15 protein-coding genes are annotated in these 15,494 nt (G+C 70.4%); 7 read left to right on the top strand and 8 right to left on the bottom strand.

Annotation, left to right across the window (positions count from 1 at the left end; genetic code table 11):
- Positions 1-800: 800 nt before the first annotated feature.
- Positions 801-1,739, top strand: a complete 939-nt coding sequence (locus ACFWY5_RS46385; RefSeq protein WP_379611930.1) for a TIM barrel protein — start codon at positions 801-803, stop codon at positions 1,737-1,739.
- A 176-nt stretch (positions 1,740-1,915) separates the two neighbouring features.
- On the opposite strand, the gene ACFWY5_RS46380 is transcribed toward ACFWY5_RS46385, so the two are convergent.
- A complete protein-coding gene (locus ACFWY5_RS46380; RefSeq protein WP_379638697.1) occupies positions 1,916-2,386 on the bottom strand; it encodes a MarR family winged helix-turn-helix transcriptional regulator in 471 nt (156 codons plus the stop codon).
- A 62-nt stretch (positions 2,387-2,448) separates the two neighbouring features.
- Here ACFWY5_RS46380 and ACFWY5_RS46375 point away from each other — a divergent pair, with 62 nt between their 5' ends.
- On the top strand, positions 2,449-2,826 hold the full coding sequence (locus ACFWY5_RS46375; RefSeq protein ID WP_379638696.1) for a cupin domain-containing protein: 378 nt from the start codon (positions 2,449-2,451) through the stop codon (positions 2,824-2,826).
- A gap of 72 nt (positions 2,827-2,898) precedes the next feature.
- Here the strand turns inward: ACFWY5_RS46375 and ACFWY5_RS46370 are convergent, their stop codons facing one another.
- Positions 2,899-3,654, bottom strand: a complete 756-nt coding sequence (locus tag ACFWY5_RS46370) for an A/G-specific adenine glycosylase (RefSeq protein WP_379611999.1) — start codon at positions 3,652-3,654, stop codon at positions 2,899-2,901.
- Between the two features lie 195 nt (positions 3,655-3,849).
- Here ACFWY5_RS46370 and ACFWY5_RS46365 point away from each other — a divergent pair, with 195 nt between their 5' ends.
- On the top strand, positions 3,850-4,533 hold the full coding sequence (locus ACFWY5_RS46365; RefSeq protein WP_379611926.1) for a hypothetical protein: 684 nt from the start codon (positions 3,850-3,852) through the stop codon (positions 4,531-4,533).
- Positions 4,534-4,837: 304 nt separating this feature from the next.
- Here the strand turns inward: ACFWY5_RS46365 and disA are convergent, their stop codons facing one another.
- The 6 genes from disA to ACFWY5_RS46335 all read right to left on the bottom strand — a co-directional run bounded on the left by disA (position 4,838) and on the right by ACFWY5_RS46335 (position 10,996).
- Positions 4,838-5,923: a DNA integrity scanning diadenylate cyclase DisA gene (gene disA, locus ACFWY5_RS46360; protein WP_184971346.1), complete on the bottom strand. Its 1,086-nt coding sequence runs from the start codon at positions 5,921-5,923 to the stop codon at positions 4,838-4,840.
- Positions 5,924-5,963: 40 nt separating this feature from the next.
- Positions 5,964-7,361: a DNA repair protein RadA gene (gene radA, locus ACFWY5_RS46355; RefSeq protein WP_379611924.1), complete on the bottom strand. Its 1,398-nt coding sequence runs from the start codon at positions 7,359-7,361 to the stop codon at positions 5,964-5,966.
- Positions 7,362-7,371: 10 nt separating this feature from the next.
- A complete protein-coding gene (locus ACFWY5_RS46350; protein WP_379638695.1) occupies positions 7,372-9,522 on the bottom strand; it encodes a M20/M25/M40 family metallo-hydrolase in 2,151 nt (716 codons plus the stop codon).
- 73 nt (positions 9,523-9,595) lie between these two features.
- Positions 9,596-9,901: a thioredoxin gene (gene trxA, locus ACFWY5_RS46345; RefSeq protein ID WP_379611922.1), complete on the bottom strand. Its 306-nt coding sequence runs from the start codon at positions 9,899-9,901 to the stop codon at positions 9,596-9,598.
- On the bottom strand, positions 9,898-10,263 hold the full coding sequence (locus tag ACFWY5_RS46340) for a MerR family transcriptional regulator (protein ID WP_379611921.1): 366 nt from the start codon (positions 10,261-10,263) through the stop codon (positions 9,898-9,900). Before ACFWY5_RS46340 ends, trxA begins: the two co-directional genes overlap by 4 nt.
- A 34-nt stretch (positions 10,264-10,297) precedes the next feature.
- Positions 10,298-10,996, bottom strand: a complete 699-nt coding sequence (locus ACFWY5_RS46335; protein ID WP_379638694.1) for a class I SAM-dependent methyltransferase — start codon at positions 10,994-10,996, stop codon at positions 10,298-10,300.
- Between the two features lie 57 nt (positions 10,997-11,053).
- On the opposite strand from ACFWY5_RS46335, the gene ACFWY5_RS46330 reads away from it, so the two are divergent.
- The 4 genes from ACFWY5_RS46330 (at position 11,054) to ACFWY5_RS46315 (ending at position 15,447) form a co-directional block, all read left to right on the top strand.
- A complete protein-coding gene (locus ACFWY5_RS46330) occupies positions 11,054-11,863 on the top strand; it encodes a sugar phosphate isomerase/epimerase family protein (RefSeq protein WP_379611918.1) in 810 nt (269 codons plus the stop codon).
- On the top strand, positions 11,860-12,618 hold the full coding sequence (locus tag ACFWY5_RS46325) for a class I SAM-dependent methyltransferase (RefSeq protein ID WP_379638693.1): 759 nt from the start codon (positions 11,860-11,862) through the stop codon (positions 12,616-12,618). The genes ACFWY5_RS46330 and ACFWY5_RS46325 overlap by 4 nt, the downstream gene beginning before the upstream one ends.
- Positions 12,615-13,196: a TetR family transcriptional regulator gene (locus ACFWY5_RS46320; protein ID WP_379638692.1), complete on the top strand. Its 582-nt coding sequence runs from the start codon at positions 12,615-12,617 to the stop codon at positions 13,194-13,196. The genes ACFWY5_RS46325 and ACFWY5_RS46320 overlap by 4 nt, the downstream gene beginning before the upstream one ends.
- Positions 13,197-13,344: 148 nt before the next feature.
- Entirely contained in the window at positions 13,345-15,447 is a 2,103-nt protein-coding gene (locus ACFWY5_RS46315) for a (Fe-S)-binding protein (protein WP_379611915.1), read from the top strand.
- The last annotated feature ends 47 nt before the right edge of the window (positions 15,448-15,494 follow it).

Raw genomic sequence — 15,494 nt, 5'->3', positions numbered from 1 at the left:
GCGCCGTCCGAGGTGCCCGTCTCGGCGGCGGCGTTGGCAGCGCCGATCCCGTTCTGAGCGGGGTCAGATCGAGCCCCCGGCGGTTTCCGCGGGGGGCTCGTTCTCGTCCGTCGGCGTCTGTTGCGACGCCGCTCTCAAGCCCTGTATCTGTTACGGCAAGCCTGGTCGGCCCCACCCGCCGTCGTGCCTGCCCGGCCCTCCAGGGGCACGCTCCTCCGCCTCACCGCTCCCCGCCGTGACGCGCGCACACTTGCCCACGCTCCGCGGCCCAGGGGCACCAGCGCCAAGACACCAACACCCAGGCCGCCTGCACCCTGCAGTGGCGGCAACGCCCGTGGCGCGTCCAGGGACGCCACACCCGGGGTGTCAACACCTTGCGGGCCTTTCCTGCGGCGCAGGCACCTCTCTCGACTGCGTCGTCACACCAGGGGCTAACGCTTGTGTCCAGTCGCGCGTGACCACGCTCTTCGTTGTCGTGGCTTTGGTGGGGTTCTGGGGTTTGGGTGGAAGGGTTTCGGTGGCGGGGTGGGGTGGGCGGCAATGTTTCCGAATCGTTGGGCGGACGGGGTGTATCACCACGGCAGGTAGTACTACACTGCGTAGAGCATGAGGTCGCCAAGTCTCGTCCAAGTGCGCCACAAGAAGGTGCGCCTACCGTGAGGCTGCTCCCTGGGGAGTAGTGAGGAATCAACTCAGGGCGGACGCGTGGATCACCCGGGAGCAGACATGCTCGGACAAGGGCCGCGCTATCCCGAGGCGGGCGACCGGAACAACACCAGTGCAAGCCGTGGAGGAAGCCGATGCGCCTGCGTCACGACGACGGAACGCTCGTTCACCTGGCCTACAACGCAGGCGTGCACCCCGCGGAAGACCTCGAGAACCTGATCGCCCACCTCACCCGCTACGCCGTACCGGTGCGCAAGCGGCTTGGGGTGGAGCGCATGGGGATCGGGCTGTGGCTGTCGCCCGCCGTGGCCGATCATCTGACGGCTGACCGCATCGAGCTGGTACGCCTGCGCCGTTCCCTGGAGGAACGCGGGCTCGAGGTCGTCAGCCTCAACGGGACGGGTGGCCGCAACCAGGAGGTTCCCGGCCCCGACTGGGCCAAGCCCGAGCGCTACCGCTACACGATGGCCCTGGCCAAGATCCTGGCGTTCCTGCTGCCGGAGGATGTGCGGTTCGGGAGCATCTCCACGATTCCGATCGGGTGGCGGCGCGACTGGCCGTCCGATCTGCACACGATCGCCACCAAGCGGCTGGAACGGCTGGCGCGCGAGCTGCGCGGCATCTACAGCGTCACCGGCAAGACGATCCGGGTCGGCTTCGAGCCGTGGCCCGGGTGCGTTCTGGAGACGACCGAGCAGGCGCTGGAGCGGGTCTGCGGCATCGACTCCGAGCACCTCGGCGTCTGCCTGGACGCCTGTCATCTGGCCTGTGGTGCCGAAGAGCCCGGCGAGGCGCTGCGCGGCCTGGCCGCCGCCGGTGCGCCCGTGGTCAAGCTGGGCCACGTGCACAACCACACCGACGAGAACCCGAGCACCGGCGCCGTCCTGCACGACACGCTGACGGCGATGTTGTCCGGGGCGGTCAACGGCACGGCGCACATCGAGGTCGAGACCCACAACCTCATCGTCCCCGGCCGCGCCAAGGGCCCCGGCGCCCTGGTCTCCCTCCTCGCCGAGGAGCTCGACTGGGCCCGTACCAACCTCACCAGCCTCGGCCTCCAGCTGGCCGCCTAGTCCCCTTCAGCGGCGTTCCGCCGTCTTGTTCACGCGCCCCCGCCGCCTCGTCCCCGCTCGGGGGTGTACCGCCCCGCCTGGGCCGGGTCGGGTGGCGGTGAGGGGCTTGGCGGGTGAACCGGGGCTCGTGGCGCACGATGTGCCGGAGGTGCTGGCTTCGGGCGCCGGGTCTTGCTTCACAGGCCGCCGAACCAGCCCGGGATGTCCAGGCGGAAGAAGTCCGGTGGCGTCATCGTGCGCAGGTCCTGTTCGAGGGCGCGTAGCCGGTCCTCGCCCAGGGTGTGGGACCAGGTGCGCCGCAGGTCGTCGAAGATGGCGGCGGACTTCATCAGCGCGTCCACCCCGTACGGGGTCAGCTTGACGATCTTCCGGCGGGAGTCGGCCGGGTCGGTGCTGCGCTCCACGTAGCCGAGGCGTTCCAGCGTGTCGATGGTCTTTCCCGCGGCCTGTTTCGAGACGCCCAGGGTGCGGCCGAGGTCGACGGCGGTGGTGCCGTGGGGGCCGACGGCCTGCATGACGAAGCCGTGCATGGGGCGAACGTCCGGGTGGCCCTGGCGGGCGAGCTCGGCGTGCAGCTCGTCGATGATCATGCGGAACGCCATGAACAGACGCAGCGGCAACTCGAAGCCCGGGGGCTCGCTTGACATGATAGACAACCTCGTTTACCTTATGGACAACTTGGTTGTCTATTTTACATGAGGAGAGCGCCATGACAGTAGTTCGCAACGCCGACGCCCGGGTGACCGAGACTCCTGGCGGCGTCATGACCACCCTGGCCTCGCCCACGCAGGGCGGCGCGAGCCGTTCCCTGTGGCGGGTGGAAGTGAAGCCGGGTGGCCAGGGGCCGCTGCACGACTTCGACGTCGAGCAGGTGTGGACCTGGATCGCCGGGAGCGCCACGGTGTCGCTGGGTGAGGAGACGTTCGCGGTCGCGGCCGGTGACACCGTGATCATGCCCGCGCGTACGGCCCGCCAGATCGTGGCCGACGGTGCCGAGGGCTACACCGCCGTGGTGACCGCACCGGGCGACGCCCACGCCTTCGGGGCCGACGGCAAGGAGTTCGGCACCCCGGCCTGGATCGCCTGACCCCGCCGGAAGGCCGCCCGGGGCGCCGGGTGGCCCTCCGCGCCTTCAAGCCCGCACGCCATCGGCCATGGGTCAGGTGGGGAGTTGGTAGGTGCCGTCGTCCAGGTGTTCGGCCAGGCCGTCGGTGATGAGGCCGTCCAGGGCGCGTTCGCGTTGGACGTGGTCGTCCCAGACCACGTCCAGGGCCGACTTCGGGACCGGGCCGTGGGCGGCGCGGAGCACGGCCAGGAGGCGGCCGCGGCATTGGCGGTCGGTTCCGGCGTACGTCTGGCCCTTGCGGGCCGGGCCGTCGTGGGCCGGTTTGCCGGTCAGGCGCCACGTGCACAGGTCGGAGATCGGGCAGTCGGCGCATTTGGGGCTGCGGGCCGTACAGACCAAGGCGCCCAGTTCCATGACGGCCACGCCCCAGCGAGGCGCGCCCAGGGCGGGTAGGAGGGCTTCGGCGAGGCGGCGCTCGGCGGCGGAGGTGGCGGTCGGCGGGTACTCGTCGCCGCGCACGGCGCGCGCGAACACGCGGCGGACGTTGGTGTCCAGGACGGCATGGCGGCCACCGAAGGCGAAGCTGGCCACGGCGGCGGCGGTGTACTCGCCGATGCCGGGAAGGGCCAGCAACGTCGCGTGGTCGGAGGGGACCTCGCCGCCGTGCTCGTCCGCGATGGCCTTGGCACACGCGTGCAGGCGCAGCGCTCGGCGCGGGTAGCCGAGGCGGCCCCAGTGGCGCACGGCCTCGCCCGGCGGTTCGACGGCCAGAGACTTCGGAGTGGGCCAGCGTTCCATCCACTCGTGCCAGATCGGCAGCACCCGGACGACCGGCGTCTGCTGCAGCATGATCTCGCTCACCAGCACACCCCACGGCGTCGCGTCATCGGCGCGCCAGGGGAGGTCTCGGGCGTTGTCGGCGTACCACTCCAGAACGGGGGTGTGTAGGAGGATCGGCTCGATCACCCGGCTTAGCGTACGCGGAAAGGGCCGCCGACGGCGTGTCGTCACCCTCGGTGGCCACAGAATTACCATGCTGTGCGTATGGATTCGGATGCGATGCGTGGCGATGGCGGCGACGTCTACTGGCGTCGGCGCATGAGCGTGCTGGTCGGCGTGCTGGTGGTGGTCGCCGTCGTGGCGTGGGCCTGCTCCAGCGGCTCCAGCGGTCCGCAGCGGACCTCCAGCGCAGAGACCGCGACGAGCAGCGGTCCGCCCGCGGCCGATCCGCTTCTGGCCGGCTTGCGCACCCTCGCTCTCGGTACGGCCAGCCCGAGCCCCACCCCGTCCCCCACCAAGAACCCCGCCACCACGGCCCCGGCCAAGGTGAAACGCCCAGGGGCGCCGTGCGAGGAGAGCGACCTGGTCCTCAACCTGCAGGGCAGGCAGGACGTGTACGGCGCCGGCGCCATGCCCAACCTGATGGCCACCCTCGTCAACACCGGCCAGGTCATGTGCACCACCGACGTGGGGCCGCGGGCCATGGAGATCCGCATCACGTCCGGCGAGGACCGCATCTGGTCGACGGCCGACTGCGTGAGCGGGGAGACGGGGACGGCGCAGAAGCTGGAGCGGGGGATCCCGTTCGTGCGCACGGTGGACTGGGACCGCAAACGCTCCCGCACCGAATGCACGGCCAACGGCCCCACCGCCCTCCCCGGCACCTACGTGGCAGTGGCCCGCCTGGGCAAACTCAAAAGCCCCTTGGTCGTCTTCCACCTCCGCTAGCCCCCAACCGGCCGTGGGACAGCCGGGGAACCCGGGGAGGGGCCGGGGCGGTGGGGTGGGGGTCGGTGGTGATCCGGCGCCTTGGACGGCGGCCGGCCGGGCCATCCCGCGTGCCTAGGGCGGAGTTGTAGCGGCGAGTACCCCGTGAGCCCTCACGACCATCGCTCGACGGGCGCCCGCGGAGGACGGCGGGGCGGGGTGGTGGGCCTGCCGTAACGGAAACAGGCGGTCAAAGGGCGCACGGCGCGGAACAAGCGCACGGAGGGGTCCAGACCGCGCGGGGAGAAAACAACAACACAGCCGGCTACACGTAGCGCTCTAGGATGCTGGACTCGGCGAGGCGGGACAGGCCCTCGCGGACGCTGCGGGCGCGGGACTCGCCGACGCCGCCCACGGCCTGGAGGTCGTCGATGCTGGCCGCCAGGAGTTTCTGCAGGCCGCCGAAGTGGTCCACCAGCCGGTCGACGACCGTGGCGGGCAGGCGGGGGACCTTGGCCAGCAGGCGGAAGCCGCGCGGGCTGACGGGGCTGTCGAGGGTTTCGTTGCCGCTGTGGCCCAGGACGTGGGCGACGGCGGACAGGTCGAGGAGTTCGCTGCCGGTGAGGTTGTCGAGGGAGTGGAGCGATTCGGCGAAGTTGCGGTGGCGGCGGCCGGCCGGGGCGGGGAGGTAGTCGCGGACCACCAGTTCGCGCTCGGAGTCGACTCCGGCCACCAGCTCGTCGAGCTGCAGGGACAGCAGGCGGCCGTCGGTGCCGAGTTCGACCACGTAGCCCTTGATCTCGTCGCTGATGCGGCGGACCATCTCCAGCCGCTGCGCGACCGCGGCCACGTCGCGGACGGTCACCAGGTCTTCGATCTCCAGCGCCGACAGGGTGCCGGAGACCTCGTCGAGGCGGTGTTTGTAGCGTTCGAGCGTGGCCAGCGCCTGGTTGGCGCGCGACAGGATGGCGGCCGACTCCTCCAGGACGTAGCGGATGCCGTCGAGGTAGAGGGCGATGATGCGCATGGACTTGCTGATCGCGATGATCGGCAGGCCGGTCTGGCGGGCCACGCGCTGGGCGGTGCGGTGGCGGGTGCCGGACTCGTCGGTGGGGATGGAGGGGTCGGGCACGAGGTGGACGGCGGCGCGGACGATCTTGTCCTCGTCGTGGTGGACCACGATCGCGCCGTCCATCTTGGCCAGTTCGCGCAGGCGGGTGGGCGAGAACTCGACGTCGAGCAGGAACCCGCCGCTGCACAGGTCTTCGACGGAATCGTTGTAGCCCAGCACGATCAGGCCGCCGGTCTGCCCGCGCAGGATCCGCTCCAGGCCGTCGCGTAGCTGTGTGCCCGGCGCCACTGCGGCCAGGGCTTCGCGACGGCGGTCGTCAAGACTCCTGTCGTTTGGCACCTGACCCCCGTGTAGATATGTCAACTTCAGCTTAGCGGGGCTATGTGACGTGTGTGAGTGCGTCCCACACGTTCTCCGCCTGGACGACTTCGAACCCGGGCGCGAACGACACCGGACCCACCGGCACCAGCGAGCGCTGCCCGGCGCGCTTGTTGCCGGATTCTTCGAGCGATCCGGCGGGTACGAGCGCGCGGGTGAAGCCGAGCCGCGCGGCCTCGGTGAGCCGCCTCCGGACGTCCTTGACCGGCCGCAGTTCCCCGGCCAGCCCGACCTCGCCGAGAGCGACCAGACCGGAAGGCAGCGGTTTGTCACCCGCTGCACTGGCCACGGCGAGCATAACGGACAAATCCACCGCTGGGTCGGCAATTTTCAGCCCGCCGACCGTGGCGGTGAAGACGTCGCACCCGCCCAGCTTGGCGTTGAGCCGGCGTTCGAGTACGGCCAGCACCAACTGCACCCGGTAGGAGTCGAGCCCCGAGGTGGTGCGCCGGGGCTGCTGCGCCTCGGTGCGCGCGACCAGCGCCTGGACCTCGGCGGGCAGTGGCCGGGTGCCCTCGACGGTCACGGTCACGCAGGTGCCGGGGACGGGCTTGCTGCGCTGGGAGACGAACAGCCCGGTGGGGTCGGTGATGCCCTCGATGCCGCGCTCGTGCAGGTCGAAGCAGCCCACCTCGTCGGTCGGGCCGAAGCGGTTCTTCACCGCGCGCACCAGGCGCAGCCGCGAGTGGCGGTCGCCCTCGAAGTTGAGCACCACGTCGACGAGGTGCTCAAGCGTGCGGGGCCCGGCGATCGAGCCGTCCTTGGTGACGTGGCCGACCAGCACGGTCGCCATGTTGCGTTCCTTGGCCAGCCGGACCAGGTTCGCCGCGACCTCGCGCACCTGGGTGACGCCGCCGGGCACGCCGGTGGACTGCGCGGAGCTGATCGTCTGCACCGAGTCGACCACGAGGAAGCGGGGCTGGACCTTCTCCACGTGGGTGACCAGCGCGGACAGCTCGGTCTCCGCGGCGAGGTAGAGGTTGTCGCGCAGCGCCCCGATGCGGTCGGCGCGCAGCCTGACCTGCGCCGCGGACTCCTCGCCCGTGACGTAGAGCACGGTGGCGCGCTGGGCGATGGACGCGGCCGCCTCCAGCAGCAGCGTGGACTTGCCGATGCCGGGCTCGCCGGCCAGCAGGATGACGGCGCCGGGCACGACGCCGCCGCCGAGGACCCGGTCGAGCTCGCCCACGCCGGTGGTGCGCGCGGTCGCGATCTCGGCCTTGACCTCGCCGATCGGTACGGCCGGCCCCGTCGTGGCCCCGGCCCGCACGACGTGGACGCCCTTGGCGCCCTCCTCGTCGACCGTGCCCCACGCCTGGCACTCGCCGCAGCGGCCGACCCACTTGAGCGTGCGCCAGCCGCACTCGGTGCAGCGATAACCCGTCGCAGTCTTGGCCATGCGGAGCAGGCTAGCGGGCGGGGGCGACAATCTTCGTCAGGAAGGCGGTCGTGCTCGGCCGGAGCCGCATGCTGCCTTCCGGAACCCGGTATCCGGGGATCACTGACATGTCGTACTCCTGCTGGTAGATGCGGATCTTGGCCTCGCCCGCGCGGAGCGTCAGCGTGACCTCCACCCCTTCCGCAGGCGGCGCGTGGAAGGCGAACCCGGCCCGCTCGCCCAGCTCGCGACCCGCCACGGTGATCTTCGGCCGCTGTCCCTCGACGTCCAGCCCGACGACCGGCGCCGCCCCGGACGGGGTGAGGCGGAGCGCCATGGTCCTGACATCGCCGGAGGTCGTGTCCTTCAGCACGGTCAGTCCGGGCGCGCGCAAGGGGGCGGCGGGGGCCCGGCTCGTGGTCATGTCCTCCTCGCCGAAGAACCGGACGCCGTCGGCGCCGCCGCCGCCGGGCCGTCCCCAGCGCGCCTCGCCGGTGCCGGTGTCGATCGCGTAGGAGACGTGCTCCTGGCGCGGGTGGGCGGGGTCGAAGCGGTCCGCGTACAGTCCCGCCGCGATCAGCGCCACCGCCGCCACGGGCAGCACCACCCACACGGTACGGCCCGGCGGCCGCTCCACCACGGGCAGCATCAGCAGCAGCAGGAGCGCGAAATGCGGAGCCGACAACATGCCACCGATGCCCAGCCCGATGTCCAGCGAGGTCAGCGCGGTGCCGCCGAGCATGACCGCCGCCGGCGCCAGCCCGGCCGTCAGCGCGACGATCCCGCCCCGCGGCACCGTCAGCGACACCAGCCACCCGAGCGCCGCGAACAACGCCGGCCAGGCGAACACGTGCGACCCTCCGGGCAGCAACAAGGCCGACAACATGCCGAGCGACGCGACAAGGAGCAACCCGCCGCAGGCCGGCCCGGCGAGCACGGGCCCATCCGACCGGCGGCGGAACAGCGACGCGCACACCAGCACGATCGCCGCCGTGACCACCAGCAACGCCGCCCAGTACAACCAGGGCCGGTAGGGGTCGCCGGTGAACATCGTCGTGTAGCCGGGCCGTAGCGCCCCCAGCAGCGGCCACAGCGCGTATCCCCAGGCCCCGGCCAGGACCACGGTCACCAGGGACACCCCCAGCCCGGCAAGAGCCCGGGGCCAGCTCACCAGCCCCCGCCGCCGCACCACGAACACCACGGCCAGAGCCATCACCAGGGCGAGCGCGGCGATCGGGAGCTCCAGCCATCCCGGATACCTGACCAGCGCCCCGGGCACGGTGAAGAACACCTGCTCGCCAGCGGACTCCAGCGTGCCCAGGTCCTTCGACCCCAGCGCCGCCGCCACGGCCAGCGCGTTGTCGCCCATCTGCTGGAGACTGCCCCGGTCCAGGTGGGCGGGGTCGTCGAGCGGGGTGTGGTAGTACGCGCCGCCGCCGACGAAGGCCGAGTCGAGCCCCATCCACCGGGCCTGGTCGAAGACGTGGAAGTCGGTGTTGTTGGGCAGCAGGCCCATCAGGGAGGCGAAGGCGGAGTCCGCCGCGGGGTGCGGGGCGGCGGTGCCGTACACGTCGATGAGGCCACCGGAGGAGCGGAACATCTGCACGGTGCCGCGCACCCCGCGGGCCTCGTGGTTGAGCACCACGACGGGGCCGTCGAAGCGGTTCTGGCGGGCGAAGGCCTCGGCGCCGAGCAGTCCCGCCTCCTCGGCGTCGGTGAGCAGGACGACGACGTCGTTGCGGAGGTTCGGCGGCAGGGTGCGGGCGACCTCCAGGACGGCCGCGGTCCCGGCGCCGTCGTCGGCGGCGCCGGGCGCGCCCGGTACGGAGTCGTAGTGGGCGGCCAGGACGATCCGGCCGGTGGAGGCGGTGCCGGGGCGGGTGGCGACGATGTTGCGGACCCGTCCGACGGGCGTGCTGCCCGTGTAGTCCAGGGGCAGCACGCCGACGCCCTCCTGGACGCGGGTGTCGAAGCCGTTGTCCTTCAGGCGGGCGACCAGGTGGTCGCGGACGCGGTCGTTCGCGGCCGAGCCGGTCGGGTGCGGCGCCTTCGCGATCACCCGCACGTCCTCGAAGGCGCGGGCCGCGCTGAAAGCGGTGGCGGCGCTCCTGGGCGGGGCCAGGTCGAACATCGTGACCGCCACCAGCACGGCCAGCGCGAGAAGGCTGAGAACTCGGCTCATGACCGGCCACGTTAGGACGGTCACTCAGCGGAGCGGATCGCTCGCGATGACGATCCGAACTACACAAAAGGGACTACGCGAGGCCCAGCTCGCGCTCCAGCAGGCGCTTGGGCTTGGCGCCGACGACCTGCTTGACCGGCTGCCCGTTCTCAAAAAGGATCATGGTCGGAATGCTCATCACTCCGAAGCGGGCCATGATCTCCGGGTTCTCGTCGGTGTTGAGCTTGCCGACCGCCAGGCCGCGCGTGGCCTCGATCTCCTCCAGCACCGGGGCGACCATACGGCAGGGCCCGCACCATTCGGCCCAGAAGTCCACGAGCACCGGCTTGTCGCTCTTCAGTACCTGCTCGGCAAAGTTTTCGGTAGTCAGCGTGATCATTTCTCTCCCTTGAAGACACATCCGGAACACAGTTGCGCGGCCACCTCGGCGCGGCGGGCGAGCAGCGTCCGGATCTCGGAGTCGATCTCCTCCAGTTTGCGCCGGTAGACCTCCACCGAACCGGCGCAGTCGCCGCCGGAGGAGTGCCCGGAGCGCAGGCACTCGACGAACGGGCGCGCGTCGTCCAGCGTGAAACCGTTGGTGAGCAGCGTGCGGATCTCGCTGACCAGCCGGACGTCGTCCTCCTGGTACTCGCGGTAGCCGTTGGCGGCGCGCCGGGCGCTGATCAGGCCGTGCTGCTCGTAATAGCGCAGTGACCTGGTGCTCACGCCCGCCCGTCTGGCCAGTTCACCGATCCGCATGCCTCCACGCTAAACGTTGACACCAACGTCAATGTCAATAGGTACGCCACCGCAGCACGTTCGGATAAGCCAATTCCAGGCCAGGAGTCTCCCGGATCGCCTCGGCGGCCACTTCCGGTGTGAACTCGATGCGCAGCACCGCTTCAAGGTCGGCCCGGCGCTCGAAGGACATGCGCAGGTCGAGCGGACGGCGCAGCCAGCCCTGCCGGGTCCAGAAGGTCTCGACGGCCGTGGGGGAGTAGCTGGGCACGGTGCGCTGGAACCAGCGGCCGAAATCGCCCCGGGTGGCGTCCAGGTCGACGACGAAGGCGGCGCCGCCCCGCCGTACCACGCGGTCGAGTTCGCGCAGGCCCGGCTCGCAGCCGGGACCGAAGAAGTACGCCCAGCGCGCGATCACGACGTCCACGCTCGCGTCGGGCACCGGCAGGCTCTGGGCGGTGGCGCGGTGCACCTCGACGCCCGGCAGGCCCGCGCAGCGCCGCAGGGCCAGCTTGACCAGGTCGCCGTGCGGCTCCACGCCGATCACCCGGGCGGCCTCCGCGGCGAGCGCGGGCAGGTGATAGCCGGTGCCGCAGCCGATGTCGAGCACGACCGCGCCGTCTCGCGGACGGATCTCCCGCATCGCCGCGTCGGCCGCGCCATCGGGGTCGACGGCGCGGTTCTCCAGCTCGTAGACCTGCGGCGTGTTCCAGATGTTGGGACTCGGGATGGCGCCGTGGGCAATGCGTGACATGGGTCAACCGTAGGCGCATGCGCCACGCCGCGGCCTCACCCCGCTTAGGCTGGCAACGTGGCTGACGTCATCCGCGTGCCCAATGCGAAGATCGCATTGTCCACTGCTTCGGTATATCCGGAACGCACACCCGATGCGTTCGAACTGGCCGCGCGCCTGGGTTACGACGGGGTCGAGATCATGGTCGGGGCCGACCCGGTGAGCCAGGACATCGACGTGATCGAGCGGCTTTCACAGCACTACGAGGTACCCGTGCTGGCCATCCACGCGCCCTGCCTGCTGGTCACCCAGCGTGTCTGGGGGCGTGATCCGTGGGCCAAGCTGGTCAGGGCGCAGAAGGCCGCCGAGCGGCTGGGCGCGCAGACCGTCGTGGTGCATCCGCCGTTCCGCTGGCAGCGCGACTACGCTCGCGACTTCGAGACCGGCCTGGCGCGCATGCGCGAGGAGACCGACATCATCTTCGCCGTGGAGAACATGTTCCCGCTGCGCGCCCGCGGCAACGACGTGGTGCCGTACTCGCCCGACTGGAACCCGGTCGACTACGACTTCCCCCACGTCACGCTCGACCTGTCGCACACCGCGGTCTCCGGCTCCGACGCCATGGAGATGGCGACCAAGCTGGGCGACCGGCTGGCCCACCTCCACCTGGCCGACGGCCTCGGCACCACCAACAAGGACGAGCACCTGGTGCCGGGCCGGGGCAACCAGCCGTGCGCGCCGATGCTGGAGCGCCTGGCGAGGAACGGCTACGACGGCCTGGTCGTGCTGGAGATCAACACCCGCAAGGCGGCCTCGCGCAGCGAGCGGATCGACGACCTCGCCGAGGCGCTCGCCTTCGCCCGGCTGTACCTGGCGGCGCGCACATGATCGAACGTGAACTCGGCAGGGTGTTCGACCGGGTCGCCGAGGCCTACGACGCGGCCCGCCCGCACTACCCCGACGAGGTCTACGGCGCCGTGTCCGAGATCACGGGGATCGAGCTCGCGGGCGCGACGGTCGTGGACGTCGGCGCGGGCACCGGCATCCTGACGCGTGCCCTGCGGGCCCGCGGCGCGCGGGTGCTGGCCGTGGATCCGGGCGCGGAAATGCTCTCCTACCTCGTCTCCCGCCTCTCCGGTACGGCCGGCGTCGCCGCGGTCGTGGCCGACGGCAACGCGTTGCCCGTGGGCGACGCCAGCGCGGACCTGGTCACCTACGCCCAGTCGTGGCACTGGCTGGACCCGGCCGTCTCGATCGCCGAGGCCCGGCGGGCGCTGCGCCCAGGCGGCGCGATCGCCGCCTGCTGGAACTTCGCCGACGCCGGCCAGGCCGAGTGGCTGGCCGCCTACGAGGCGCGGTTGTCGGCCGAGGCGCCGCGCTACTGGGGCCCGGCGCACGAGAAGTGGTCGCCGCCGCCGATCGCCGCCGCCTTCGAGGTGGTCGAGGAGCGCTGGATCCCGTGGAACCGGCTGGTCGGCATCGAGGAGTTCCTGCTCGACCTGCGTTCCCACTCCTACATGGCGGCGCTGCCGGCCGAACTGGCCGACGAGCTGGTGGAGCGGCGCCGGGGCGAGCTCAGGCTGGCCTTCCCCGGCGGCATGCTGAGCGTGCCGATGCGCGTCTACCTGGCGGTGGGGAGATGACCGTCAAACGGCGCCCCGGCCGCCGGCCGGGGTCCGTGGACACGCGGGGCGAGATCCTCAGCGCGGCCAGGACGGTCTTCGCCGAGAAGGGCTTCGACAAGGCGACGGTCCGGGGCATCGCCAGGGAGGCGAAGGTCGATCCCGCGCTGGTGCACCACTATTTCAACACCAAGGAGGGCATGTTCGCCGAGGCCATGCAGCTCCCGGTCAATCCGGAGGAAGTGGTGCCGGCGATCCTGGCGGGGCCGCGCGAAGAGGTGGGCGAGCGGCTGGTCCGCCTGCTGCTCACGCTGACCGCCGAGAGAGAGGCCCGCCAGCCCGTGATCGCGCTGATGCGCTCGGCGATGACGAACGACGCGGCGCTGGCGATGCTACGGGAGTTCATCACCAACGCCCTGCTCTTCCGCGTGGCCGACGGGCTGGGCGTGCCGCACCTGCGGATCGAGGCGGCCTTCTCGCAGATGTTCGGGCTGGTGATGGCGCGTTATGTGCTGGAGCTGGAGCCCCTGGCCACCGCCGACGACGAGGAGCTGGTGGCGCTGATAGCGCCGACGATTCAGCGCTATCTCACAGGCTAGAGCATTGTTCTAGAAGGCGGGTTGACCTTAGGGTGGGTCGCGTTGGGCCCGGAATGTTACTCACGGGTAGGATTCTGGGGAGACCTGGTCATTGCGTGGATGACCGGCAACCGTACGCTGGCAGCCAACGCCGTCTGTGGGAGGACCCGTGCTCTGGGTAGCCGTGCTCGCGCTCGTCATGACCGTGGCGGCGGTGGCCGTCGCGGGCCGCAGGGCCCTGTTCCTGTTCAAGCTCGCGACCGTGGGACCACCGGCCCCCGAACGCATCGAGTACGCCAAGACCCACGTACCCGATGAGCTGAAGGCCCAGATCGTCGAGGTCTTCGGGCAGAAGAAGCTGCTGAAGTGGACGCCGTCCGGCGTGGCGCACTTCTTCGTCATGTGGGCCTTCTTCATCCTGCTGACCGTCTACGTCGAGGCCTATGGCGGGATCGTCCAGGGCGCCATCACCGGGCGGCCGAACTTCCACATCCCGCTGATCGGGCAGTGGTCGGCGCTCGGCTTCCTGCAGGACTTCATCGCGGTGGCCTGTGTGCTCGGGCTCATCGCGTTCGCGGTCATCCGGATCAAGAACTCGCCGAAGACGCTGGGCCGCAAGTCCCGCTTCTCCGGTTCGCACCTGGGCGGCGCCTGGCTCGTCCTGTTCATGATCTTCAACATCATCTGGACGCTGTTCCTGGCGCGGGGGGTGGCCTCGGCCAACGGCAACCTGCCGTACACCGGCGGCGCGTTCGTCTCGATCGCGCTGGGCAAGGTCCTGCCCGCCAGCACGCTGCTGGAGGAGATCGCGCTGCTCCTGCACATCGGCTTCATGCTGGTGTTCCTGGTCATCGTGGTGAACTCCAAGCACCTGCACATCTTCACCGCGCCGCTGAACGTGTTGTTCTCGCGTCGCCCCGACGGCCTGGGCGCCGCCTCCGAGCTGCGGGTGGACGGCAAGCTCGTCGACTTCGAAGACGAGGACCTGGACCCGGAGAAGCTCGGCCGGGGCAAGATCGGCGACACGACCTGGAAGGGCTTCCTCGACTTCTACTCCTGCACCGAGTGCGGACGCTGCCAGTCGCAGTGCCCGGCGTGGAACACCGACAAGCCGCTGTCGCCGAAGATGCTGATCCTCGACCAGCGCGACCACGCCTTCAAGGTCGCCCCCTACCTGCTGCAGGGCGCCGACACCAGCCACGCCGACACCGACGTGCTCGCGCTGCTGGAGAAGCCGCTGGTCGGCGAGGAAGGCATCATCCACCCCGACGTGCTGTGGTCGTGCACCAACTGCGGCGCCTGCGTCGAGCAGTGCCCGGTGGACATCGAGCACATCGACCACATCCTCGACATGCGCCGCTACCAGGTGATGGTGGAGTCGTCGTTCCCGTCCGAGGCGGGGGTGATGGTCAAGAACCTGGAGAACAAGGGCAACCCGTGGGGTATGTCCGAGATGAAGCGGGCCGACTGGATCGAGGAGCTCGACTTCGAGGTCGAGCTGGTCGAGGACAAGATGCCCGAGGACGCCGAGTACCTCTTCTGGGTCGGCTGCGCCGGCGCCCTGGAGGACCGGGCCAAGAAGACCACCAAGGCCGTCGCCGAGCTCCTGCACATCGCGGGCGTGAAGTTCGCCGTGCTCGGCCCGATGGAGGCCTGCACCGGTGACCCGGCCCGCCGCCTGGGCATGGAGTACCTGTTCAACATGCTCGCCCAGCAGAACATCGAGACGCTGAAGGAGGCCGGGGTCAAGAAGATCGTGGCCACCTGCCCCCACTGCTTCAACACGCTGGCCAACGAGTACCCGCAGCTCGGCGGCACCTTCGAGGTCGTCCACCACACCCAGCTGCTGTCGCACCTGGTCGACACCGGCAAGCTCACGCCGGTCACGCCGATCGAGGAGAAGATCACCTACCACGACCCGTGCTTCCTCGGCCGCCACAACAAGGTCTACTCCCAGCCCCGCGACATCATGTCGAAGGTGCCCGGCGTGCAGACCCAGGAGATGCACCGGCACAAGGACCGGGGCTTCTGCTGCGGCGCCGGCGGCGCCCGCATGTGGATGGAGGAGCGCATCGGCAAGCGCATCAACACCGAGCGCGTGGACGAGGCGCTGACCACCAACCCGGACACGGTCTCGACCGCCTGCCCGTTCTGCATGGTGATGCTCGGCGACGCCATCAACGAGAAGAAGAACAGCGGCGAGGCGAAGGAGTCGCTGGAGGTCGTGGACGTGGCGCAGCTCTTGATCAAGTCGGTCAAGGGTACGTCCTGACGCGGGAAAGTCGGACTCCTTCACAGCCCTTGTGGAGGAGTTTCGCA

Source organism: Nonomuraea sp. NPDC059007, assembly GCF_042740555.1.
Lineage (GTDB): Bacteria > Actinomycetota > Actinomycetes > Streptosporangiales > Streptosporangiaceae > Nonomuraea.
This window is presented reverse-complemented; position numbering and strand designations above follow the sequence as displayed.